At 57.6% G+C, this 21,524-nt stretch carries 21 protein-coding genes; 4 read left to right on the top strand and 17 right to left on the bottom strand.

Annotation, left to right across the window (positions count from 1 at the left end; all coding sequences use genetic code 11):
* Positions 1–127: 127 nt before the first annotated feature.
* From B5M42_RS20690 to B5M42_RS20710, 5 genes are all read right to left on the bottom strand, one after another.
* Complete coding sequence (locus tag B5M42_RS20690; protein ID WP_134754176.1) at positions 128–1,036, bottom strand: carbohydrate ABC transporter permease; 909 nt, start codon at positions 1,034–1,036, stop codon at positions 128–130.
* A gap of 11 nt (positions 1,037–1,047) precedes the next feature.
* Complete coding sequence (locus tag B5M42_RS20695; RefSeq protein ID WP_134754283.1) at positions 1,048–2,010, bottom strand: ABC transporter permease; 963 nt, start codon at positions 2,008–2,010, stop codon at positions 1,048–1,050.
* A gap of 216 nt (positions 2,011–2,226) precedes the next feature.
* A complete protein-coding gene (locus tag B5M42_RS20700; RefSeq protein WP_134754179.1) occupies positions 2,227–3,201 on the bottom strand; it encodes a LacI family DNA-binding transcriptional regulator in 975 nt (324 codons plus the stop codon).
* 180 nt (positions 3,202–3,381) lie between these two features.
* Entirely contained in the window at positions 3,382–3,765 is a 384-nt protein-coding gene (locus B5M42_RS20705) for a c-type cytochrome (RefSeq protein ID WP_134754181.1), read from the bottom strand.
* Between the two features lie 49 nt (positions 3,766–3,814).
* A complete protein-coding gene (locus tag B5M42_RS20710) occupies positions 3,815–4,702 on the bottom strand; it encodes a cytochrome c oxidase assembly protein (RefSeq protein ID WP_134754183.1) in 888 nt (295 codons plus the stop codon).
* A gap of 252 nt (positions 4,703–4,954) precedes the next feature.
* Here B5M42_RS20710 and B5M42_RS20715 point away from each other — a divergent pair, with 252 nt between their 5' ends.
* Positions 4,955–5,674, top strand: a complete 720-nt coding sequence (locus B5M42_RS20715; protein WP_134754185.1) for a response regulator transcription factor — start codon at positions 4,955–4,957, stop codon at positions 5,672–5,674.
* Positions 5,675–5,736: 62 nt separating this feature from the next.
* Here the strand turns inward: B5M42_RS20715 and B5M42_RS20720 are convergent, their stop codons facing one another.
* Positions 5,737–6,393, bottom strand: a complete 657-nt coding sequence (locus B5M42_RS20720; protein WP_134754284.1) for a response regulator — start codon at positions 6,391–6,393, stop codon at positions 5,737–5,739.
* Between the two features lie 3 nt (positions 6,394–6,396).
* The gene (locus B5M42_RS20725) at positions 6,397–7,215 is read right to left on the bottom strand and encodes a sensor histidine kinase (RefSeq protein WP_134754187.1); all 819 of its coding nucleotides are present in this window, start codon (positions 7,213–7,215) and stop codon (positions 6,397–6,399) included.
* Between the two features lie 228 nt (positions 7,216–7,443).
* On the opposite strand from B5M42_RS20725, the gene B5M42_RS20730 reads away from it, so the two are divergent.
* Genes B5M42_RS20730 through B5M42_RS20740 form a run of 3 tightly spaced genes read left to right on the top strand, consistent with a single transcriptional unit; the run spans position 7,444 to position 8,881 of the window.
* A complete protein-coding gene (locus B5M42_RS20730) occupies positions 7,444–7,866 on the top strand; it encodes a FixH family protein (RefSeq protein WP_134754189.1) in 423 nt (140 codons plus the stop codon).
* 12 nt (positions 7,867–7,878) lie between these two features.
* Positions 7,879–8,493 (top strand): SCO family protein, encoded by a 615-nt coding sequence (locus B5M42_RS20735; protein WP_134754191.1) that lies wholly within the window; start codon positions 7,879–7,881, stop codon positions 8,491–8,493.
* Positions 8,494–8,515: 22 nt separating this feature from the next.
* Positions 8,516–8,881 (top strand): c-type cytochrome, encoded by a 366-nt coding sequence (locus tag B5M42_RS20740; RefSeq protein ID WP_134754193.1) that lies wholly within the window; start codon positions 8,516–8,518, stop codon positions 8,879–8,881.
* A gap of 361 nt (positions 8,882–9,242) precedes the next feature.
* Here the strand turns inward: B5M42_RS20740 and B5M42_RS20745 are convergent, their stop codons facing one another.
* The 10 genes from B5M42_RS20745 to B5M42_RS20790 form a co-directional block, all read right to left on the bottom strand.
* Positions 9,243–10,277, bottom strand: coding sequence for a cytochrome c class I (locus B5M42_RS20745; protein WP_134754195.1), 1,035 nt, complete (start codon positions 10,275–10,277; stop codon positions 9,243–9,245).
* Between the two features lie 22 nt (positions 10,278–10,299).
* The gene (locus tag B5M42_RS20750) at positions 10,300–11,616 is read right to left on the bottom strand and encodes a c-type cytochrome (RefSeq protein WP_134754197.1); all 1,317 of its coding nucleotides are present in this window, start codon (positions 11,614–11,616) and stop codon (positions 10,300–10,302) included.
* A gap of 126 nt (positions 11,617–11,742) precedes the next feature.
* Entirely contained in the window at positions 11,743–12,102 is a 360-nt protein-coding gene (locus tag B5M42_RS20755) for a DUF6262 family protein (protein ID WP_134754199.1), read from the bottom strand.
* Positions 12,103–12,347: 245 nt separating this feature from the next.
* The gene (locus B5M42_RS20760) at positions 12,348–13,046 is read right to left on the bottom strand and encodes a response regulator (protein ID WP_134754201.1); all 699 of its coding nucleotides are present in this window, start codon (positions 13,044–13,046) and stop codon (positions 12,348–12,350) included.
* Positions 13,046–14,626, bottom strand: a complete 1,581-nt coding sequence (locus B5M42_RS20765) for an ATP-binding protein (protein WP_134754203.1) — start codon at positions 14,624–14,626, stop codon at positions 13,046–13,048. Before B5M42_RS20765 ends, B5M42_RS20760 begins: the two co-directional genes overlap by 1 nt.
* Positions 14,627–14,664: 38 nt before the next feature.
* Positions 14,665–16,989 carry a universal stress protein gene (locus B5M42_RS20770; protein ID WP_134754205.1) on the bottom strand — a complete coding sequence of 775 codons (2,325 nt, stop codon included), beginning with the start codon at positions 16,987–16,989 and terminating at the stop codon, positions 14,665–14,667.
* 11 nt (positions 16,990–17,000) lie between these two features.
* Positions 17,001–17,564, bottom strand: coding sequence for a potassium-transporting ATPase subunit KdpC (gene kdpC / locus B5M42_RS20775; RefSeq protein WP_134754207.1), 564 nt, complete (start codon positions 17,562–17,564; stop codon positions 17,001–17,003).
* 36 nt (positions 17,565–17,600) lie between these two features.
* Positions 17,601–19,640 (bottom strand): potassium-transporting ATPase subunit KdpB, encoded by a 2,040-nt coding sequence (gene kdpB, locus B5M42_RS20780; RefSeq protein WP_134754210.1) that lies wholly within the window; start codon positions 19,638–19,640, stop codon positions 17,601–17,603.
* Between the two features lie 27 nt (positions 19,641–19,667).
* Positions 19,668–21,341: a potassium-transporting ATPase subunit KdpA gene (gene kdpA, locus B5M42_RS20785; RefSeq protein WP_134754285.1), complete on the bottom strand. Its 1,674-nt coding sequence runs from the start codon at positions 21,339–21,341 to the stop codon at positions 19,668–19,670.
* A 45-nt stretch (positions 21,342–21,386) separates the two neighbouring features.
* Entirely contained in the window at positions 21,387–21,503 is a 117-nt protein-coding gene (locus tag B5M42_RS20790; RefSeq protein ID WP_134754212.1) for a potassium-transporting ATPase subunit F, read from the bottom strand.
* Positions 21,504–21,524: the final 21 nt, after the last annotated feature.

Consider the following 21,524-nt stretch of genomic DNA (forward strand, 5'->3'; position numbering starts at 1 on the left):
CGTGATGCTCTCCCTGATCGTCCTGCCTCTACCTTCTCCCTGGCAAGCACCTCCTTGCAGAATCGCCTTCCTGCCGCTTGGGTCAGCCCGGCTGACGGGCTTTATGGCCCGTTCCCGCCGTCTCCGCTTAGCCCTTCACGCTGCCGATCATGACGCCTTTGACGAAATACCGCTGAATGAACGGATACACGACCAGCAGCGGCAGCGAAGCGACGATGATCACCCCGTATTTGAGCAGGCTGGCAATGCGCTGCTGCACGTCCGCCGACTGCACGTCGGAGACGAATTGGCTGGCCATTTCATTTTGCACGACCAAAATATTGCGCAGCACCAGCTGCAGCGGGTACATCTTCTCATCGCCGAGATAAATCAGCGCGTCGAAGAACGAATTCCAATAGCCGACGGCGTAGAACAGCGCCAGCACGGCAATTATGGCTTTAGATAGCGGCAGCGCCACGCGCAGAAAAAATTTGACGTCCGAGCAGCCGTCGATTCGCGATTGCTCCAGCAGCTCCTGCGGAATCGTCTCCTGAAAAAACGTCCGCGCAATGATGATGTTGAACAGCGACACCGCCTTAGGCAAAATCAGCGCCCACATCGTATTGACCAGATGCAGCTTCTTGACCACCAGATACGTCGGAATCAAACCGCCGGAGAAGAACATCGTAATCAGCAAATAAATCATGATCGCCTGACGGCCGTACAGGTCGCGGCGCGACAGCGCATAGCCCGCAAGCAGCGTCAGCACAACGTTGATCGTCGTTCCCACAGTCGTGTACACAAGCGTATTGCGATAGCCGGTCCAAATGCTCGTTTCCTTAAAAATCCGCGCGTACCCTTCCAGCGTGACCCCCTTGGGTACAATCCACATCTCGCCGTTAATGACAGCCGACGGATCGCTGAATGAAGCAATAAACACGAAATATAACGGGTAAATGACCGCAAGCGCCACCGCGGCGAGAACCGCGTAGTTGATCACATCGAACCAGATGTCGCCGCGCGAGCGCAGCTTCGATTTCGACAGCAAATCGTTCATCGTGCTTCCTCCTAGAATAAGCTGGTGTTGGACAGCTTCTTGGCGGCCTTGTTGACCGTGACCAGCAAAATAAGATTAATGACCGAGTTAAACAGCCCCACCGCGGCCGAAAAGCTGTATTGCGACTGCTTCAAGCCGACCTTGTACACATAGGTGGATATAATCTCCGCAGCCGGCAGATTCGTTGGCGTTTGCAGCAGGTACGCCTTCTCGAACCCGATGTTCATTACATTGCCGACAGCGAGAATGAGCAGAATGACGGCAGTTGGCATAATCGAAGGCAGGTCTACGTGCAGTACGCGCTGCCATTTCGTCGCGCCGTCCATAATGGCCGCTTCGTGAATTTCCGGATTGACCCCGGCCAGCGCCGCCATGTAGATGATTGCCCCGAACCCCGTGCCCTGCCACACATCGGATAAAATATAAACCGCTTTGAAATATTCCGGCTTGGACATGAACAGGATCGGCGAGTGGCCCGCCAGATGCACAAGCGCCTGATTGACGATGCCTGTCGGCGACAGGAAGACGAGCACCATGCCCGACAGAACGACCGTCGAGATAAAGAACGGCGCGTACACCGTCGTTTGCACGAATTTTTTGAACCGCAGATGCGTCACCTGATTGAGCGACAACGCCAGAATGATCGGCAGCGGGAACGTAATCAACAGCCCCAGCAGACTCAAACCAAGCGTATTGCCCATCAGATCCCAAAAGTTAAACGAATCGAAAAAGCGCTCAAAATGCTTCCACCCGACCCACGGACTGCCCAAAATCCCCTTGGAGACGGAAAAATCCTTAAAGGCAATCGTCACCCCGTACATCGGCCAATAAGCAAAAATCGCAAAAAACACCAGCGTAGGAAGCAAAAATAAATACAATTGATAATTGCCGGCAATCGCCTTCAAGCGCCGTCTCCGGCCGCTGCTGGCTGCCTGGGCGTCCGACGGCTTCAGAGCCGCTGCGGTTGGCTTCATCATCGGTGGGCCTCGCTTTCTTTAAGCTAGAATAGAAACGTTTCCAAAATTATAAGTATGCGTTGGTTGATTTTGGATTATGCAGAGGAGCGGCAGGATTTTTTTGAAACGTTTCCAAAATACCCTGCAGTCCCTTCCTTCGCCCGAGTCTGCCCCGGCTCCGCGCACCTCCTCGCTCGGCGCGGCGGCCTAGCCGCAGCCCGGACCAACGACGCTTCACGTCGTCTCGCCGGGTCTGAATTCCACAGGCAGCCGATACGTCAGCTCCTCTGGCTCCTGGCCGTCGATCTTGCGCAGCAGCAGCTGCACCGACATGCGGGCCATCTCTTCGACCGGCTGGCGGATCGTCGACAGGATCGGATGGAACAACGCACTGTTCTGAATGCCGTCATAGCCGATCACCTTGACATCCTCGGGAACGCGAATCCCGTAGCTGCCGACCTGATCGATGTACTGCGCCGCGAACATGTCGGTAATCGCAAACACGCCATCGGCCTCGCGATGCTCGGCCCGATTCAAGAAATTGCGGAAGAATTGCCCTTCGTCGGCCACAGGGTCCGGCTCCTCGTAGACGAGGCAGTCAACGCCAAGCGCCGCGGCTTCATCGACGAAGCCCATCTTGCGCAGCATCGTTTCGCTGTACACAGAGGTCACGACACCAACAAATGCCGGCTTCTTCGCTCCGGCCTTGACCAACTCGCGCAGCGCCATCCGCCCACCGGCATAGTTGTCCGACGTGACGCAGGTGATCGATTTGGAGAAATGGCGGTCAATGCTGACAATCGGAATCTGGGTGTCGATGCTGCTGTCGATATCGTTGTAGGTAATGCCGAGAATGCCGGCGACCTTGTTCTGATTCAGCACGTCAAAATAATAAAGCTCCTTGGACGGCTTGCCGCCGCTATTGCACAGCAGCAGCTTGAAGCCGGCGTGGTCCAGCTCATCCTCGATATAAAACGCCAGCTCGGAGAAAAACGGGTTCCAGATCGTCGGCAGCAGCAAAGCGACCATATTGGAGCGCTGCATCTTGAAGTTCCGGGCTACCTCGTTGGGAATATAGTTCAGCGCCTTGATCGCTTCCATGACCTTCTCCCGCGTTTTCGGCTTGACCGAAACGTGGTTGTTGACCACGCGCGATACCGTTCCTACGCCGACGCCGGCCAAATCCGCGACATCCTTCAAGCTCGCCATGACTTTTGCCTCCTGCCTTTCTTGCTGATGAATGTATCTTATCACGTTTTTGGAAACGTTTCAATTCCTATTTTGCAGGAAAAATAATCCTCCCCGCGGCCGCACAACAAAAAAGCAGGCGGGCCCTGTCCGGGTCCCCCTGCGCGATCGCTGCGGCTTCCTGCCGCCGGTAACTGCCGCTTATTTTTTGCTGCTCAGCCAAGCTGCCAGCGCCTGCACGTCCTGCTCCTTGAGCGTCGACTTGAAAGCCGGCATCCCGCCGCCGCCGTTGTTGATCTTGGCCGCGATCTTCGCTTCGTCGAGCTTGCCGCCGACCTTGGCCAGCGACGGGCCGATCTTGCCCTCCAGATTCCCGCCGTGACAGGACAAGCAGTTGCTCTTGTACAGTGCTTCCGCGTCGGCCCCCGCGCCCGCTTGCGCAGTCGGCGCAGCCGTCGTCGTCGCTTGCTCGTGATCTGCAGGCTCGCTGGCCGAATTGCCGCCGCAAGCAGCCAAGCCGCAAGCGAGCAGGGTCAGCCCGCCGAGAGCCAGAATCTTTTTGCGCCAATGTCGTACTTGGTTCATCGTCATCATTCTCCTTATGCTTGATTGATTAAAGCCGGGCAGCCGCCCCTCAGGACAGGGAATACTTCTGCGGAGGCGAAGCAGGCTCGTCATCCTCGCGTTTTTCCTCACGGTACCAACGAAAGAACACCAGCCCCAGCACCGTGCCGTAAATGATCTCCTGCGTAATTTTCATCACGACGCCGCCCAACTGCTGATCCTCTACAGGCGTCAGAAAATCGATCAGCCCGGTCGTGTCGAGCTCCGACGTATAGAACGGCGTACACAGCGTGTGCGTGCCGGCCGTATACAGCTCGTACAAAGCCGTTCCGGCAAACGTGATGCAGGCGCAGGCCGGCGTCAGCAGGATGCCGTTCATAAAGATATACCCCACCTTCTTGAGTCCTGAAAACCCCGGATACCACGCAGTCGGGCAAAAGATCGGCCACCACAAGCATATCGCGGTGAACAGCAGCGCCAGATGAGCCGTATTATGCACCCAGAAGTTGGACATCGCCAAATCAAACAGCGGCGGCCAGTGGTACACCGAGAAAGCGAAATTGAACAGCAGCATCGCCGGAATCGCCCGCGTCAGACCGCGGATCACCGAGCCCAGCACGCGCTTGCCCAATACGTAGGCATAGAACGACTCCGGGAGCCCGGCCAACAGCAGCGGCGGCATCAACAGATATAATAGCGCCTGCTGGAGCATGTGAACGCTGAACAACAGATGGCCCATCACGTTCAGCGGACCGCCGAAGCCGATATAAAATATCACACAGCCGGTCGTAAAAGCCAGCCGCTGTCCAACGGTAGGACCGGCTCCCTGCAGCTTGCCCGGGCCCGATGGGGTAACGGCTACCCAATAATACAAAACGAGCAGCCCCGATACAATCAGCAGCTCCGGCGTAAACATGGCGTCGATCCCGACCAGCTTGATCAGATTGGAAAAGGTCACTAGCAGCCCCCTCTTTCCTAGATTGTCCTTCTTACTATAAGCAATTCATCCGATTTCTAAATGACGCGAAAGAGCTATATCCTTGCGAAATTTCGGCACCGTCCCGCCAATTGTCACAAAGTAGTCAATAACCGCCGGACAACGCCGCCAACGAGCCCCAATCGGCCCACCGGTTAGCCCGTTTGCGTCATGCCGAACACGGCGCGAAGCGAGTATAGTTAGGAAAACACCGTTGCAAAAAGGAGACTCATCATGCAAAACGAAGCCGGCTACCGTATTCTGATCGTTGACGACGAGGATCGCTTGCGCAGTTTGCTGCGCATGTATTTGGAGAAGGAGGGCTTCGCCATAGAGGAAGCGGCGGACGGACGGCTGGCGCTGATCAAGGCCACGCAAGCCGACTACGACCTGATCGTGCTCGACTGGATGCTGCCCGGCATGAGCGGGCCCGAGCTGTGCCGCGAGCTGAGAGCGACCAAACGCACTCCCGTACTGATGCTGACCTCCAGAGGGGAAGAGACGGACCGCCTGGTCGGCTTCGAGGCCGGAGCGGACGATTTCGTCAGCAAGCCGTTCAGTCCGCGCGAGGTCGTCCACCGTGCGAAAGCGATTTTGCGGCGCTCGGCATCGGCTGATTTTTTTGCCATGCCGGCTGCGTCGAACTGCATTTTGTACCCGAACCTGCTGATCGACCTCTCCGCCCGCCAGGTATTTGCTGACGGCATCCCCGTGTCGCTGACCTTGAAAGAATTTGATTTGCTCGTCTATCTGGCCGAAAACCCCGGCCGCGTCTTCACGCGCGCCGAGCTGTTCGATCGCGTCTGGCGCAACCTGCCCAGCGGCGATTTCCGCACGGTCGACACGCATATCAAGCGCATCCGCGAGAAGCTGCATGCCGTCTCACGCGCAGCGGCGGCGCTGGTGGGCACCGATTGGGGCGTCGGCTATTTGTTCCGGGGCAGCTTTACGTGAACACGCATAAAAAAGGATCGCTGTCCCATCGGGGACACGATCCGCGAGCAGGCGCTGTGCGCCTATCTTTTTTTATCCTTCAGCCAGCCCTGTTCAAACACATAACGCGTCAGCTGGACGCGGTTTTCCATTTGCAGCTTTTGCATGATATTTTTCAAATGATTTTTGACGGTGTGCTCGGAAATGCCAAGACCTTCGGAAATTTCCCGGTTCGAGTTGCCGCCGGCCACCCATTCGAGAATTTCCCGCTCGCGTCCGGTAATCGGGCTCTGCACTGCTTCAGGCTTCTCCTGCTGCTGGGAGAACTCCTGCAGCAAGCGGTACGCCAACTCCCGCGACATCGGCGCCTCGTCCAGCGCAATCGCACGCAAATATTCATGCCAGGATTGCGGGTTGAGGTTTTTCATCAGATAGCCCTGCGCGCCTTTTTTGAGCGCCTCGAACAGATGGGTTATATCATCCGATACAGTAACCATCACAATTTTGACATAAGGAAACTTGTCCTTGATCCGTTTGGCCGCTTCAAGCCCGTCCATTGGCGACATATTGATGTCCATCAGAATCAAATCCGGCATCCATTCTTCCGTCAGGCTCATCGCTTCTTCCCCGCTGCGCCCCTCGGCTACCACCTCGAACGAAGGGTCCATGCTCAGAATCGCCCGCATTCCTTCCCGGGCATGATGATGATCGTCCACAATCAGCACGCGAAATGGCTGCATCACTTAGCCGCCCTCCTTGCGAATTTCCAGTATCGTCTTGCCATCATCCCGTCCAAAACGCAGCTGCCAGCCCATTTCCGCCGCCCGCTCCCGCATGATCTTCAAGCCGTAGCGTCCCGATTGTTCCTCTCGCGGCTCCTCTGCCCCCTGCCCGTCGTCAATGACGGAGCACGTCCAGCCTCCGGGCTGTTCGCTGCTGCGGATCCATACGTGCTGCGCCTTGGCATGCTTGCGCACGTTCAACAGCGCCTCACGGATCGATGCGTACAGCTCCACCTTCTCTTTGGCCGTCAGCTGCTCCTCTGTCAGCTGCCAATCCCACTCGGCCGCCAGCCCCGACTCGCGCGACAGATCGGCCACCATGCTTTCCAGATACTGCATCCACGGCAGCGCCGCCGGATCGGTCGGATACCGCAGGTTGGAGATTGCTTGTCTGACGTATTCATTGACCTGGTGGACCGTTTGGCGCAGCTCGCCGGTTGCCGCCGCCTGCTCGGTCTGCTCCAGCTGATCCATGCGAATCGACATCAGGAACAGCGACTGCGCAATGCCGTCGTGCAGCTCTCTGGCGATTTTCTCCCGCTCCTTCGAAGCGATTTGCGCAAAGCGCTCGCGGTTCAGCTCCTCCTGCGTCGCTTCCAGCATCGTGAACAGCCTGCGCAAGAAGGTGATGCTGACCGCCAGCACAATCAGCGGAGCGAGCCAGTTGCCCACTTCCATCGACATGTAATCCATAAACAGATGGTGCCGTGCATATTCCCAGGCCATTAACGTCAAGGGCGGGATAATCAAGATAAGCCATTTGATTTGTTTATACGTCATAGCGTCTCCTGTTTATACGAAATCGTGGTTTCCCCTTTACTATACGCCAATCCCCCGAATTACAAATGACCCGGAAGAGCTATTCGCCCCCGCTTGTGCCGCGACGTCATGAAATGTTCAATTCTCGTTGCGCGCTATAGCTCTTTCTGGTCATGGCATGGCCGGGCAGGCCGGATATAATAACAAGGGATGTAACGAACGTTATGATTGGACAAGGAGTGACCTAAGATGCGACCTGCAAGCAAATGGCTGCTGCCGGTATTCGCCGCGGCCCTGATCTTTACAGGCTGCAGCCCGTCCGGCAAGAATGACATGGATATGGGCAATATGCATCACGGCTCGATGAAGCCGATTGAGGTGGAGGTGCAATTGACGCCCGATCACCCTAAAGCCGGAGACCGGACCGAGGTGAAAGCCGTGCTGACGCAAGACGGCCAGCCCGTTACCGATGTGGAAGAGGTCAAGTTCGAATTCTGGAAGGACGGACAAACCGCGGAGCATGAGCAGATCGTCGCCTCCTCCAAAGGCAACGGCGTGTTTGCTGCAGAAAGCACCTTTGCGGAAGCCGGCGCCTACACGGTGCGCTCGCATGTAACCGCAGCCGGCATGCACACCATGCCGCAAAAGCAGTTTACCGTGGACGCTCAATAAGGAAGTGATCCCATGTCCACCGATCCAACCCGGAAGCGCCCTTGGCTGCGGGTGTTCACGCTTGTCATTTTTGCCGCTATCGTCGTGTGTATCGCCGTATGGTTCCGCCAAGGGACGGAGTCGCTGCCCCGAATTAAAGCGGCTCCCGATTTCACCCTGCAGAACCTGCAAGATCAGCCCGTCAAGCTGAGCGATTCCGCCGGTAAAACCCGGCTGCTGGAATTTTTCTTCGCCAGCTGCCCCGATATTTGCCCGGCGACCACCTCGCATATGGCCCACCTTCAAGAGAACCTGAAGAGCGCCAAGCTGTGGGGCGACAAGGTGCAATTCCTCAGCATCACCTTCGATCCCGAGCGCGACACGCCCGATGCGCTGGCCGAATACGCCAAGCTGTTTGGCATCGATACCGCCAACTGGACGCTGATTCGCGGCACGGAAGAAGAAACGCTGAAGACCGCCAATGATTTCGGCCTGATGGTCGTCAAGCAGAACGACGGGCAGTTCGCGCATTCCATCCGCTCGCTGTTTCTGATTGATCAAGACGGATACATTCGCCGAGTATTCGATATGGGCGAAAACATGAACGAAGATGAAGTCGAACAAGCGATTGTTCAACTGGCCAAATGAGACGGAAAAGAGGCGTTTACTCATGAAAAAATGGATCATGCTCGCTTTATTTTGCTCCGCCTGCGTGCTCGGACTGGGCGTGTTGTTCGACAAAGCCGCCAGCCATACGGCCGATGAGCAGAAAGCCGCCAAGGCTTCGCAAATGCCGGAGGTAACGCTGGACGCCGCAGCCGCCGAAGCGATCTACAAGAAAAGCTGCCTGGCCTGCCACGGCGCAGAGCTGCAGGGCGGAGCCGGACCCAACTTGCAGCAAATCGGCGGCAAGCTTACGCCTGAGCAAATTTACAAGCAAATCCAGAACGGAGGCGGCATGATGCCAGCCTTCAAGACGCAGCTGAAAAATGAAGAGGTTGCCAATCTGGCGCAATGGCTCGCGGGAAAAAAATAAGCCCGCGCACACAAGCACGGACAAGAATACACAAGAGGCTCGCATCAGCACGGATGCAGCCCATCCATCACGCTAACAACAAGCAGCAGGACGGCGCATTTCGCGCCCCTGCTGCTTGTTTGCTTCTGTGTCGGTCATACCGCTTCTGCCCTCCGACCCTTCACCCCTGCCCTCTCATCCCTTCTCCTTCTTCGCCGAAATCCAGTTGGCAGCTCTTCCTGTTATCGCTGCATGGTCGTTGGGACGGCAAAAAGGGTGAATCTGGTTCACCCTTTCCCCTTGAACCGCGACAAAATGGCTCTTTCGAGCGATGGCCACGCGCGGTACTTCCCATTGAGCTGCCAATTGCGAGCCGAATCCGCTACTTTTGCAGCGTTCGCGGCGCTTCTTCCATATAAGGAGCCAGATACAGCTCCCTGACCTCGTGCCGGATCCAGCTCATCAGGGTGACCGCGAGCAGCAGCAACGCCAATGAAGCGAGGAACAGTCGCTTGTTATCCTGTTTGGCGAGCCGCAGCAGCAGCCAAAGCAGGACGAGCGCCAATCCGATCGCTGCCGTCAAGAGGCCGGTGTGGAACCAGGAGCCGCCGAGAAACATCGACTTGACCCGTTTATCCATACTGAGCAGCAGCATCGGTCCGGCCAGCAGCTGCAGCGCCGTAAACAAAGCGGCCATCCTTTTGCCGTATGCGGCGTATTCGGTCCAGACAGGGACGGAATCGGAATCCTTACGCTCTCTGCGCTTGCCCCATCCGTACATGAACAGCCCCATCATGCTGAAGCTGGCGGCCATGAAGTGCAGGTAACGCTGCCAAATCGTCGGATAGGCGAATAACGATCGCCAGAAGCCGCGTCCGGGCTCCCACAGCTCCGGCTGCAGCATCGAAGCGACATTGGTGATGAACAGCAGCGGGACGAACAGCAGAATCAGCATGCCCAGCAGGCCGAAGGCCAGATGCAGCTTTTTGCGGGTTTGCCAACGCTGCCAGGTGAACTTGTACACATACAGCGCGAGAAATGCGACGATCAGGAGCGGAATCAGCGTCAGCCACATTTTGCCGATCAGAATGGTTGACGGATAAAAAAATTGCGTATAGATGGTGCTGATAATCAACAGCGGAGCAATGCCCAGCACAACCGCAATGCTTTTGAAAATGGAGATTTGCGTTGCCAGCCTGTAGGACAATTGATCAAAGACGTTATGGCCCATGCGAATGCCTTTGATTTCGTTATAGATCGCCGATACCGTTCCGGCCACCAGAATGTTGACGAAGATAATGTGCAGGATGAAGCCCGCTACCAGCAGCACTTCGAATAAAGGCAAATCGCCGGGAATGACCAACTCCAAATCGTTGGGCACCGGAGATTTCGTCACTAGATAAGCAAACATGTTCATAAAAGAAGTCCTTCCTCCTTGTTTAGTCGGCGTTTTGTTCGGCAGTCATCTGGTGAATGTACGCCGCAAGCGCCTTAACCTCGGCATCAGTGCCGGCAAAAGGAGGCATGACCGGACGCGCTTCGTTCATATGAGGGATAAAGGCTGCGATCGCCTCTTCGGTCCAGCCGGCCGTACGTACCGTCATGGCCCGGGAGCGCCGCACGCCGTCGATACTGTGACATACGATGCACTGCATGCGGAACAGCTCTTCTCCCGCTTGAATTTTGTTTTCTTCGGTAATCTCCTTGACAGAAGTAAATGGCGAGCTGACCAGCATTCCTTCCTTGCGGAACGTGTCTACCTGCGATTTTAACACGCCATTGGCATACATGTAGTTGTATACAACATACGGCTTGCGAATATTTTCCCGCACAATTTCGAACTCAGCCAGCAGCATCAGCGAAAATAAAGCCGTAAATACCGTCAAGATTGCGGAAAATCTCGATTTGCCCTCCAGCAGCAACACACCAAGAACAAACATCAGCACAAGACCCGTCATATTCACGAAATTAAACGTAAAATCGTTCATACCTGAGCCCCAGACCACCAGCGTTTTGGCTTTCTCCGGCAACGAATGCTGGTACCACACGCCGAACAGGAGCATCAACGGTACGGAAGCGATCAGCCATTTGCCGTACACCTTGAGCACGACATGACGGTCCCGTTCGTCCTTGACGAACCAGCGGTTGATTGGCGTCAGCAGCGCCACGCCCAGCGTAATGGCGGCAAAGGTGCGGAACAGCGTGGACGGCACCCAGGTTGGATTGAAAAACGCGCTCCAGAACGATAATGTCTCCACCCAGTTGCCCGGGTTAATTTGCGCTGCCAGAATGCCGGTAATCAACACCAGCGTAAACCACGACGCGACACATAAAGCGACACCTGTTCGCAAATGCCATTTTTTCTTGCTGCCGCTCCAGCGATCCCACGTGTAATAATACACCAGAATCAGAACGACCTCGGTAACAAACACCAGCCACTCCGTGAACCAGGCCCAATGAAAAATCCGCAGCAAAGAACCGATCGCATACGGCTCGATCACCGTGGTTGTAAACCAGATGCCCACCCCAGTCATCGCCCCGACCGTCGTCGTAATCATCAGAATCCATTTGCTCAGCCTGCGCGCAAAAGCTTCAAGCCGTTCATTTCCTTGCCGAACAGCGACAAATTCGATGGATACCATCAGGATCGAGCCGCCAATCGCGACCGCATGATTGATCATGACATGCAACACAGCCATCATGCCAATCAGGTTCCCGTTGCCCAGCCATCCGAAATCGATTGTCGGAAAACCCATTTCTTCCACTCCCTACTCTATAATCAGCAAGTCGGCGCCGACACACCTGATTATAAAAGCCTGCGGCTTAGGAAGCATGACCCCTTGGGGCTATCAATTTGAACGAAAAATGAACATCCACCTTGTTTACGTTATTGAATCGGCCCGCGGCAGCGAACGGTTCAGCAGCGCGCGCAGCCGCTTCAGCTCCTTTTTCATATCCTCGTTTTCCTTCCTTAACTCCTCATACAACAAACCAAACGGCGCAACGGCCTGCTCCGTCTGCTCCCGCAGGCTTTCGATGCGAGTCCGAAGCTCCGGCTGCGAATACAAAAACGGCTTGGAAACGCCCGCTTCCAGCGCCACGGTGTTGAAATTGACCTTATACTGCTCTCTGGTCAGCTTATGAATCGCTGCTTCTGCTTTCAGATACGCCTCGCGCGTCTTCTGCTCGCTGAATTTGCGGATTCCCTCGGTATTCCGCTGCTGGCGTTGAGTGCGATGCATCCTTGTTAACCTCCTCCGGCACACCGTTCCGTGTCGCCCTTCCTCTATCTGAACTTTATTATATCCCGTACCACCTCGATTAAAATGAGTAGAAAGAGTCAAAATACCTTGCTGACCATCTGTTTCAGGCAGGAACCCGCTTGAAACGGATCACCTCTACGCCAAAAAGGCAGCCTCGGCGACACAATGTCCGCAAGCTGCCTGTTCATCTGTTTTTCAATCAGCAATCATGAAGCTGGAGCCGCTTACGAAGGCAGCAAAAAACGATATCCGATACCCGGCTCAGTCTCAATAAACCTCGGCCGCATCGGATCCTCCTCCAGCTTTTTCCGCAAGTGTCCGATATAAATGCGCAGGTAGTGGCTGTCGGATTCGTGATGATGCGCGCCCCACACCTGCTTTAGCAGCTGTTTGTGGGTAACCACCTTGCCGGCATGGGCAGCCAGCATTTTCAGCAAATCATACTCCGTGGGCGTAAGCTTGAGCCGCCTGCCTTCCAGCTCGACGATCCGCTGCGGTAAATCGATGGTCAACGGGCCGAAGCGCAGCACCGGCTCCGGCTCCGGCGAAGATGCATGACGCAACGCCACGCGAATTCTTGCGAGCAGCTCGCCCATCCCGAACGGCTTGGTGACGTAGTCGTCCGCTCCCCCGTCCAACGCCGCGATTTTATCTTCCTCCCGCTCTCTGGCCGTCAAGACGATAATCGGCATGGCCGCCCACTCGCGAATCCGCTGCAGCACCTCCATTCCCGTCAAGCCCGGCAGACCGAGATCCAGCACGACCAGATCCGGGTGCGCGATACCGGCCTGATACAAGCCGTCCTCGCCGGACGCCGCTTCGATCACGTCAAATTGATGCGCCTGCAGCGTTACCTTCAGCAGCTTGCGAATTTGCGGCTCGTCATCGACAATCAAAATTCGCGCTCCATGCGCTGTCGTCATCACGTCGTCTCCTCCGTCTCCGACGGCGTTTCCGGCACGTCCGACGCAACCGTGGGCAACGTGATCGTCATCGTCGCGCCTTGCCCCGCGTTGGATGCAGCGGTAATAAGGCCGCCGTGCGCCTCCACGATCCCTTTGCAGATCGCCAGCCCAAGACCCGTGCCCGGAATCCGCTTCGTGGCGACTGAGCGGTAGAACTTATCGAAAACCCGCTCCAGATCAGCCTCTGATATACCTATGCCGGTATCTTTAACAGCGATGCTCACGGCATGCTCCTCCTTGGTCACCGTTATTTCAATCGTACTGCCGTCCGGCGAATATTTGATGGCATTGCTGACCACATTGACCAGCACCTGCTCCAGCAGCACCTCGTCGCCGGGCAAATAAAGCGGCAGCTCGGGCAGCGCGACAACAATCCGGCGCTGCTGCTGAAGCTCCTTGACCTGAGCCAGCACCACGCCCAGCATGTCGCTGATATCGCACCATTTCTTGCGCAAGCGGAGCATGCCGCTCTCCAGCTGCACCATACCCAGCAAGTTCGTTACCAGCCGATTCATCCGCAAAGCGCCTTCCTTGATCGCGCCAAGCAGCTCCAGCCGGTCGTCTGCCGAGAACAGCCGATCGTTGTCGATCAAGCCGGTGGCAGAACCAATAATCGCAGCCAGTGGTGTACGCAGCTCATGCGACACGGAATCCAGCAACGCGGTGCGAATGCGCTCCGATTCCGCCGTCAGATGGGCCAGCTTGGCCTCCTCGCCCAGCTTCACCCGAGCTATCGCACTCGCCGCCAGCCCGCCGATCGCCTCCAGCAGCCGCATCGTCTCCGGCTCCACGCCGTTGCTCGGCTCCTGGCCGCCGCAACGGACAGCCAACACACCGTACACCTGCGCCTCCGTCTGCAGCGGAAGGTAGAGCCCGCGCGATTGACCAAGCGTTTGCGTGCCTCTTCCGGCCCGTTCGCCGTGCCGGTAAACCCACTTGGCGATAACGGCTTCGGGCTCTGTGGCCCCGCTGTTGCCTGTAAGGGGCCAGGATGCTACCGCCTGCAGGTCATCGGTGTCGTCCGGAACATAAATATCCACCTGCATATCGGTCGTATCCGCCGCCTGTCGCGCCATGCTCTCCAGCAAACCACGCAGATCGGTCATTGCTGTCATCTGTCGGCTGATCGCATACAGCGTTGCCGTCGTCGCTTCCCGCTGCCGGGCAAAATCACGCTGTCTCCGCAGGCGTGCGGCAAGCGTCGAGGTTAGCGCCGCCACGGCCAGATAAATCAGGAAAGACACCACGTAACGCAAGTCGGCTACCGTAAAGCTCCAATAAGGCGGTACAAAGAAAAAATCAAACGCCAGCACGCCGGACGCCGCAGCCGCAATCGACGGCCCGATGCCCCAATAAACCGCGCTCACCAGCACCGGAATCAAATACATCAACGCAATATTGACCAGATCGAAAGCCAGTTCAAACCTGTGCAGGACAACGCTTAGTGCCGCTACGGCCGCAAATACCCCGCCGTAAGGCAACCAACTCGCCGGGAACGTCCTCCCGCGCCGTTTCACCGCTTCTTCTTGTTCCCTCATCTTCATCCCACCCGCTGCTGGCTCAACTCCTGCTCTTATTATAATCCATTGCGGGGATCAAAATCTGCCACAATCAACACATCGCGCTGCCGCGAGCGACGGATTAGCCGCTGGACGACCGAGCCCTGCCGCAATTGTCGCCATCGGGAGCGCTTGTCTTGGCCGATCACCAGTTGCGTCGCTCCCGCTTCCTCGGCTTTGGCGGCAAGCACGTCGGCGATCATTCCGGCGTGCCGGGCCTGCGCGATGCCGAAGGTCCCGCCCAGACTGACCGTCAGGCGTTCCAGCGCGTCCAGTCGCCGCCTCAGCTCCTCGGCAATGGCCGGTCCGACATGGACATATTGAACGTGCCAGGCGGCTTTCAGCCGATAAGCAGTCCGAAAACCGCGCCGGATCAACCGCTCGGCATGCGGCGAATCGCTCACGCATATGAAAATCGACTCCAGCCGCCGCCACGGCCCCCGCAGCGAGCTTGTCCGTTCAAGCGACTCCAGTCGCTCATCCACATCATCTGCAATTTCCCGCAGCGCCAGCTCGCGCAAAGCAATCAGGTTGCCAACTTGAAAAAAATGGCTTAATGCCTGCTCCACCTTGGCGTTCGCATAGATCTTCCCATCGCGCATCCGCTGACGCAGCGCCTCGGGGGCAACGTCGACCAACTGCACCTCGTCGGCCAGCTGCAGGACGCGGTCCGGGACCGTTTCCCGGACGCGAATGCCCGTAATGTGCTCAACCGCGTCGTTTAGGCTCTCCAGGTGCTGCACGTTCAGCGTCGTGATGACCGATATTCCGGCTTCCAGCAGCTCCAGCACATCCTCGTATCGTTTGCTATGTCGACTCCCCGGCACATTCGTATGCGCCAATTCGTCCACCAGCACCACCTCGGGATGCTTGCTCACGATCGTTTCGGTATCCATCTCCTCCAGCATGACGCCCTGATAGACCGTCCGCTTGCGCGGAATGACCTCAAGCCGTCCGATCTGCGCGATCGTCTCCTTGCGATTGTGCGTTTCCAGCAATCCGATCTGCACATCGATGCCTTTGACAAGACCGTCATTGCCCTCGCGAAGCATCGTGTAAGTTTTGCCGACACCGGGAGCCGCCCCGAGATACACCTTCAACCGGCCCCGCCGGATCTGTCCGATACGGGCTTCCACCTCGACCTCGCCGAGCCGGCGGTAGCCGTCCCCCTCCGGGTCCGTAGCGAGCCGCGCGGGCAAAATGCGCTCGCCTTCGTGCTCGGCGCGATCCGCGACAAGAAAAACGTCGATGTGCTTCGACGCCTTCATGATCGTGTTCACTACCGAGCCCTGCCACAGCTCCTGCCACCGGGTATGCTTGGTATGCCCCATCACAATGCGCGTCACCCGGCGCTCTGCGGCATAACGAAGCAGATCTGCAGCAAGGGAGCGGCGGCTCTTGAACGGCAGTTCCTCGAAGGCCCCGCCGATTTTGTCCACCAATTGGACCATGCTCTGGCGAAATGCGGCCGCTTCCCAGGACAACGGCCAGCGCATGCGGCGAAACGTCACGACCATCAGCTCGCCGTTCAGCCGCTTGGCAATTTGTTGGCCTCTGCGCACATAGATCGAGCCGTTCCAATGATATTGCGTTGACACCAGAATGCGTTCCGCAGCACCCGACGGCCCGGTCAGCCCCTGCCGCTCGCGATAGACGCGCAAGGATTCATGGACGCCATCGGCAACCAATCGCAGCGCCAGCTCGCGCAGCACACCGAGATTGCCCCGCTGAAAAACGGCCGGGTCCGGGCTGCCCTTCAGACGCCCCTCCGCCAGTCGCGTCAGAAGCGTTTCCGGCGTCACATCGATCAGCCGCACCTCATCGGCCAGCTCCAGTGTGTCGGACGGCAGCGAATAGTTGACTTCAACGCCGGTCAGCTTGTGCGCCAGCTCTGTGTAGCCCGCCAGCTCATACACATTGACCGTCGTAATCACACTGATACCCAGGCCCAACAGGAAACGAATATCCTCCAGCCTTGTCGGAAAGCGTGCGCCGGGACGGTTGCGATGGGCAAGATCGTCGACAAGCACCACCTCTGGATTGCACGCCAGCAGCGCATCCAGATTCAAATCCTTGTATTCGGCTCCGTTATTCCGCCAACGCAAGCTCGGCACCCGCTCCAGATCGCCCAACTGCTCGATGGTTTCCGGGCGCTGCAGGGTGGATACGGCGCAGATGACAACGTCAATGCCCATCTTGCGCAATTCATGGCCTTCCCGGAGCATATGGTACGTTTTACCGCTGCCGCTAACCGGACCGACGTAGACCTTTAACGTGCCGCGACGCAGCCGCAGGATCGATGCCAGCAGCTCCTCGGGCGTTTTTCTGCGAAACTCCTCCATCTCCATGCCTCCTACAAGCGGATTCGCTCCAGCAAAGCCAGATTCAGCGCAAGGACAGACACCCGCGGTTCTCCGAACAACCCCAACTGTCGGCCCTGCGTGCAACTGTCTATCAGCTCCATTAGCTCCTGCTCGCCAAGCCCGGTTTCCCGGCTGATCCGCAGCGCTTGGGCCTTGGCCGCCTCTGGCGACAGATCCGGGTCCAGACCGGAGCCGGAGCCGGTCACCCAATCGGCCGGTATGCGCTCCAGCCCCGGATAAAGCTTGCGGAGCGCCTCCACCTGCGCCGCGATATCGTGCGCATACGCCTCCGACGCAACCGCCTTGTTGGAGCCCGCCGACGCCGCAGCGTTATACCCCGCGCTGGACGCCCGCGGATGGAACAGCTTCGGCGATTCCACGGCTTGCGCCAGCAGCGCCGAGCCGATGATAACGCCTTGGCGTTCAATCAGGCTGCCATTGGCCTGCCCGGGAAACAGCGCCTGCGCAGCTCCCGTGACGGCGAGCGGATACGCCGCCCCGCACAACACCATCAATACGAGCGTAACTCGTACGGAAATGCATATATTTGTCATCCCCATCTCTCCTCCGCTTCCGTTATCCCCGTATCCTCACACCAGTCCCAACCCCTGCAACGCCAGATCAATCGCCTTGATCCCGACAAACGGCACCATCACACCGCCGATCCCGAAAATGAGCACATTGCGAGCCAGCAGCCGATCCGCCGTCAGGGCGCGGTACTTAACGCCCTTCATTGCCACTGGAATCAGCAGCGGAATAATAATGGCATTAAATATTAACGCCGACAATATCGCCGAATGCGGCGAAGCCAAATGCATCACGTTCAATGACTCCAGCTGCGGCAGCGCGGCAATGAACATCGCGGGAATAATGGCAAAATATTTGGCAATATCGTTGGCAATCGAAAAGGTAGTCAAAGCGCCGCGAGTCATCAGCAGCTGTTTGCCAATCGACACGACGGACAGCAGCTTCGTCGGATCGGAGTCCAGATCGATCATATTCGCAGCTTCCTTGGCCGCCATCGTGCCGGAATTCATCGCGAGCCCCACATCGGCCTGAGCGAGCGCCGGAGCGTCGTTCGTCCCGTCGCCGGTCATCGCGACCAGCTTGCCTTCCCGCTGCTCCTTGCGAATCGCGGCGATTTTGTCCTCCGGCTTCGCTTCGGCAATGAAATCGTCGACGCCCGCTTCCAGCGCAATTGTGGCCGCCGTCAGCGGATTGTCGCCGGTGCACATGACCGTCTTGATCCCCATCGCGCGCAGCTCGGCGAACCTGCCCTTCAGCCCCGGCTTCACCGTATCCTTCAAATAAATAACGCCGACGACGCGCGCGCCGACTGCAACTGCCAGCGGCGTTCCCCCTGCTTTGGCAATGCGTGCCGCGGCTTCGTCCACGTCGCCAGGCGCTTGGCCGCCAAGGGCCGCGACAAATTTCTTGATGGCGTCGACTGCACCCTTGCGGATCGTCGTGCCGTCCGGCAGGTTCAAGCCGGACATTCGCGTCTCGGCAGTAAACGCCACTGCTTCCGCCGCCGCATACTCGCCTTCCTCCCCCGATACGCCCAATCTGCCGGCCAGTTCGACAATCGAACGCCCTTCCGGCGTCTCGTCCTTCACAGAAGCCTGAAACGCCGCCTGCGCCATTTCACCGACCGATCCCCCGCGCAGCGGAATGAATTCAGCAGCCATCCGATTGCCGTAAGTGATCGTTCCCGTTTTGTCCAGAATCAACGTATCGATATCGCCAGCCGCCTCCACCGCTTTGCCGGACATCGCCAGCACATTGAATCGGGTAACGCGGTCCATCCCGGCAATGCCAATAGCCGACAACAGCCCGCCGATCGTCGTCGGGATCAGACATACCAGCAAAGCGATCAGCGTCGAGACATCCAGCGCCACGTGCAGATACGAAGCTACCGGCACCAACGTGATGATGACAATGAGAAAAATAAGCGACAATCCAGCAAGCAACGTCGTCAGCGCAAGCTCGTTGGGCGTTTTTTGCCGCTTGGCCCCTTCCACGAGCGCGATCATACGGTCCAGGAACGATTCGCCCGGATCAGCCGTCACCTGGAACACAATGAAATCGGAGACGACCCGCGTTCCCCCGGTAACCGAGGAACCATCTCCGCCCGCCTCTTTAATGACCGGCGCGGATTCGCCGGTGATGGCTGATTCGTCAATCGAAGCCACGCCTTCGATCATCTCCCCGTCGGCGGGGATCAGCTCTCCCGCCTCCACACGCACATTGTCGCCTTTTCTCAGCTCCGTAGAAGCAACGAAACAAACTGAGCCGTCTTTGCGCACGAGTCGCGCCGTTGTGTCCGATTTAGTTTTTCGCAGCGTGTCCGCTTGCGCCTTGCCGCGGCCCTCCGCCAACGCTTCGGCGAAATTGGCAAATAATACCGTCAACAGCAAGATGATAAATACGGCGAAATTATAGCCCCGACTCGCATGCGCCGCCGTGAACAGATCGGGCCAGCAAACCAGCAGCAGCGCAATGGCTGTACCCACCTCGACAATAAACATCACCGGATTCTTGATCATCACAGCAGGATTCAGCTTTTTGCAGGCATTCAGCAACGCTTGGGCCGCTATCGCCCGGGTTACAGCTTTGCGTTCAGATGACATATCAGGTCGTCCCCCTCTGACGCCGCTCTAACGCGGCATCGCCAAATGTTCAGCAATCGGTCCCAGTGCAAGCACCGGAAAAAACGTGAGCGCGCCAATAACGGCAATGATCACAACCAGAACGCCGGAGAACAACGGCGTGTTCGTCCGCAGCGTTCCCGACGTCGCCGGAACGACGCGTTTGACCGCCAGTGAGCCAGCAATAGCCAGCATCGCCAGAATCGAGATATAACGTCCGAGTAACATCACGATCCCGATGCCGATATTGTAAAAATCCGTATTCGCATTGAGCCCGGCAAACGCCGAGCCGTTATTGGCCGCCCCCGATGCAAAGGCATACAGCACCTCTGACACGCCGTGCATACCGCTGGCAGTCATCGAAGCGATAGCTCCAGGCTGGGTCAGCGCCAAGGCCGTCGGCGCCAGAATCAGCAGCGGATGCACCAGCAGCGCGATAGCCGCCAGCTTGATCTCCCGGCCCTCAATCTTCTTGCCGAGAAACTCCGGCGTTCTTCCGACCAGCAATCCGCATATAAACACCGCCAATATCGCGTACAGCAGCCCGTTCAGCAAGCCGACGCCCTTGCCTCCGAACACATTGTTCAGCATCATCCCGGCCAGCGAAACCATACCGCCTAGCGGTGTCAGCGACTCGTGCATATTGTTCACCGAACCCGTCGTCGCAGCCGTAGTCACTGTGGTAAACAAAGCGGACTCCGCTACGCCGAACCGCACCTCCTTGCCTTCCATATTGCCGTGGATGCCCAGCGCCTCTAATGCGGGTACACCGCGGTATTCAGCCGCAAACACCGTAGTCAGCATGGCCAGAAACAGCAGGCTCATGGCCGCGAATACCGTCCAGCCCATCTTTTTGTCGCGGACCATCAGCCCAAACGCATATACCAGCGCCGTCGGCAGCAGCATCATGCAGACGATATGCAGCATATTGGTCAGCGGCGTCGGATTCTCCAGCGGATGCGCGGCGTTCGTACCGAACCAGCCCCCGCCGTTCGTGCCGATATGCTTGATCGATTCCAGCGAAGCCACCAGCCCACGGGCAATCGTCTGCTGCGCCCCCTCCAGCGTTGTGGCCTGAACAGCGCCCTGCAGCGTTTGCGGAACGCCCTGCGCTACCAGGAACAGCGCGGTCAGCACGCTCAGCGGGATAAAAATACGCGTAATCGACCGCACGAGATCGACATAGAAATGCCCCAGCCGATCCTCCCGTCCGACCAGTCCGCGAATAAACGCGATCGCCACCGCAAAGCCGGTCGCTGCCGACGTAAACATCGGGAACGTAATCGCAAGCAACTGCGACAAATACGATAACCCGTTTTCTCCGCTATAGGACTGCCAATTTGTATTCGTGATAAACGACACCGCCGTATTAAAAGCCTGCGCCGCTGGCATGCCGCCGATCCCGTCAGGATTAAACGGTAACCCCCCCTGCAGCAGCAGGACCGCATACATGATCAGCAGCATCGCAGCATTGGACAGCAGCATCGCGCCTGCATACTGCTTCCAGCTCATTGTGGCTTCGGGGCAAACGCCCATCATCCGGTAAAGCAAGCGCTCGAATGGACCAAACACCCGATCCAGCGCTGTTTTTTCATTCGCAAACACCTTGACCATATACGCGCCCATCGGCTTCATCAGCAGCAAAATTACCATCAACGTCACGGCCACCTGCACCACGCCCATCGCCATTGACACTCCCCCTCCTTTTCAGCGGCTCCCGCGCCTGCTTCAGAACTTTTCCGGCTTGACCAGCACATACCCGAGATACGCCACAAGCGCCACAGCAATGAACCCCACGACCATCATCGCGCTCCACCTCCTCATTCCGATCGCTACATGTGCCATCGTAATACGACCCGCCGTAAA

It is taken from the genome of Paenibacillus athensensis, assembly GCF_004514475.2.
GTDB classification, from domain to species: domain Bacteria; phylum Bacillota; class Bacilli; order Paenibacillales; family NBRC-103111; genus Paenibacillus_AL; species Paenibacillus_AL athensensis.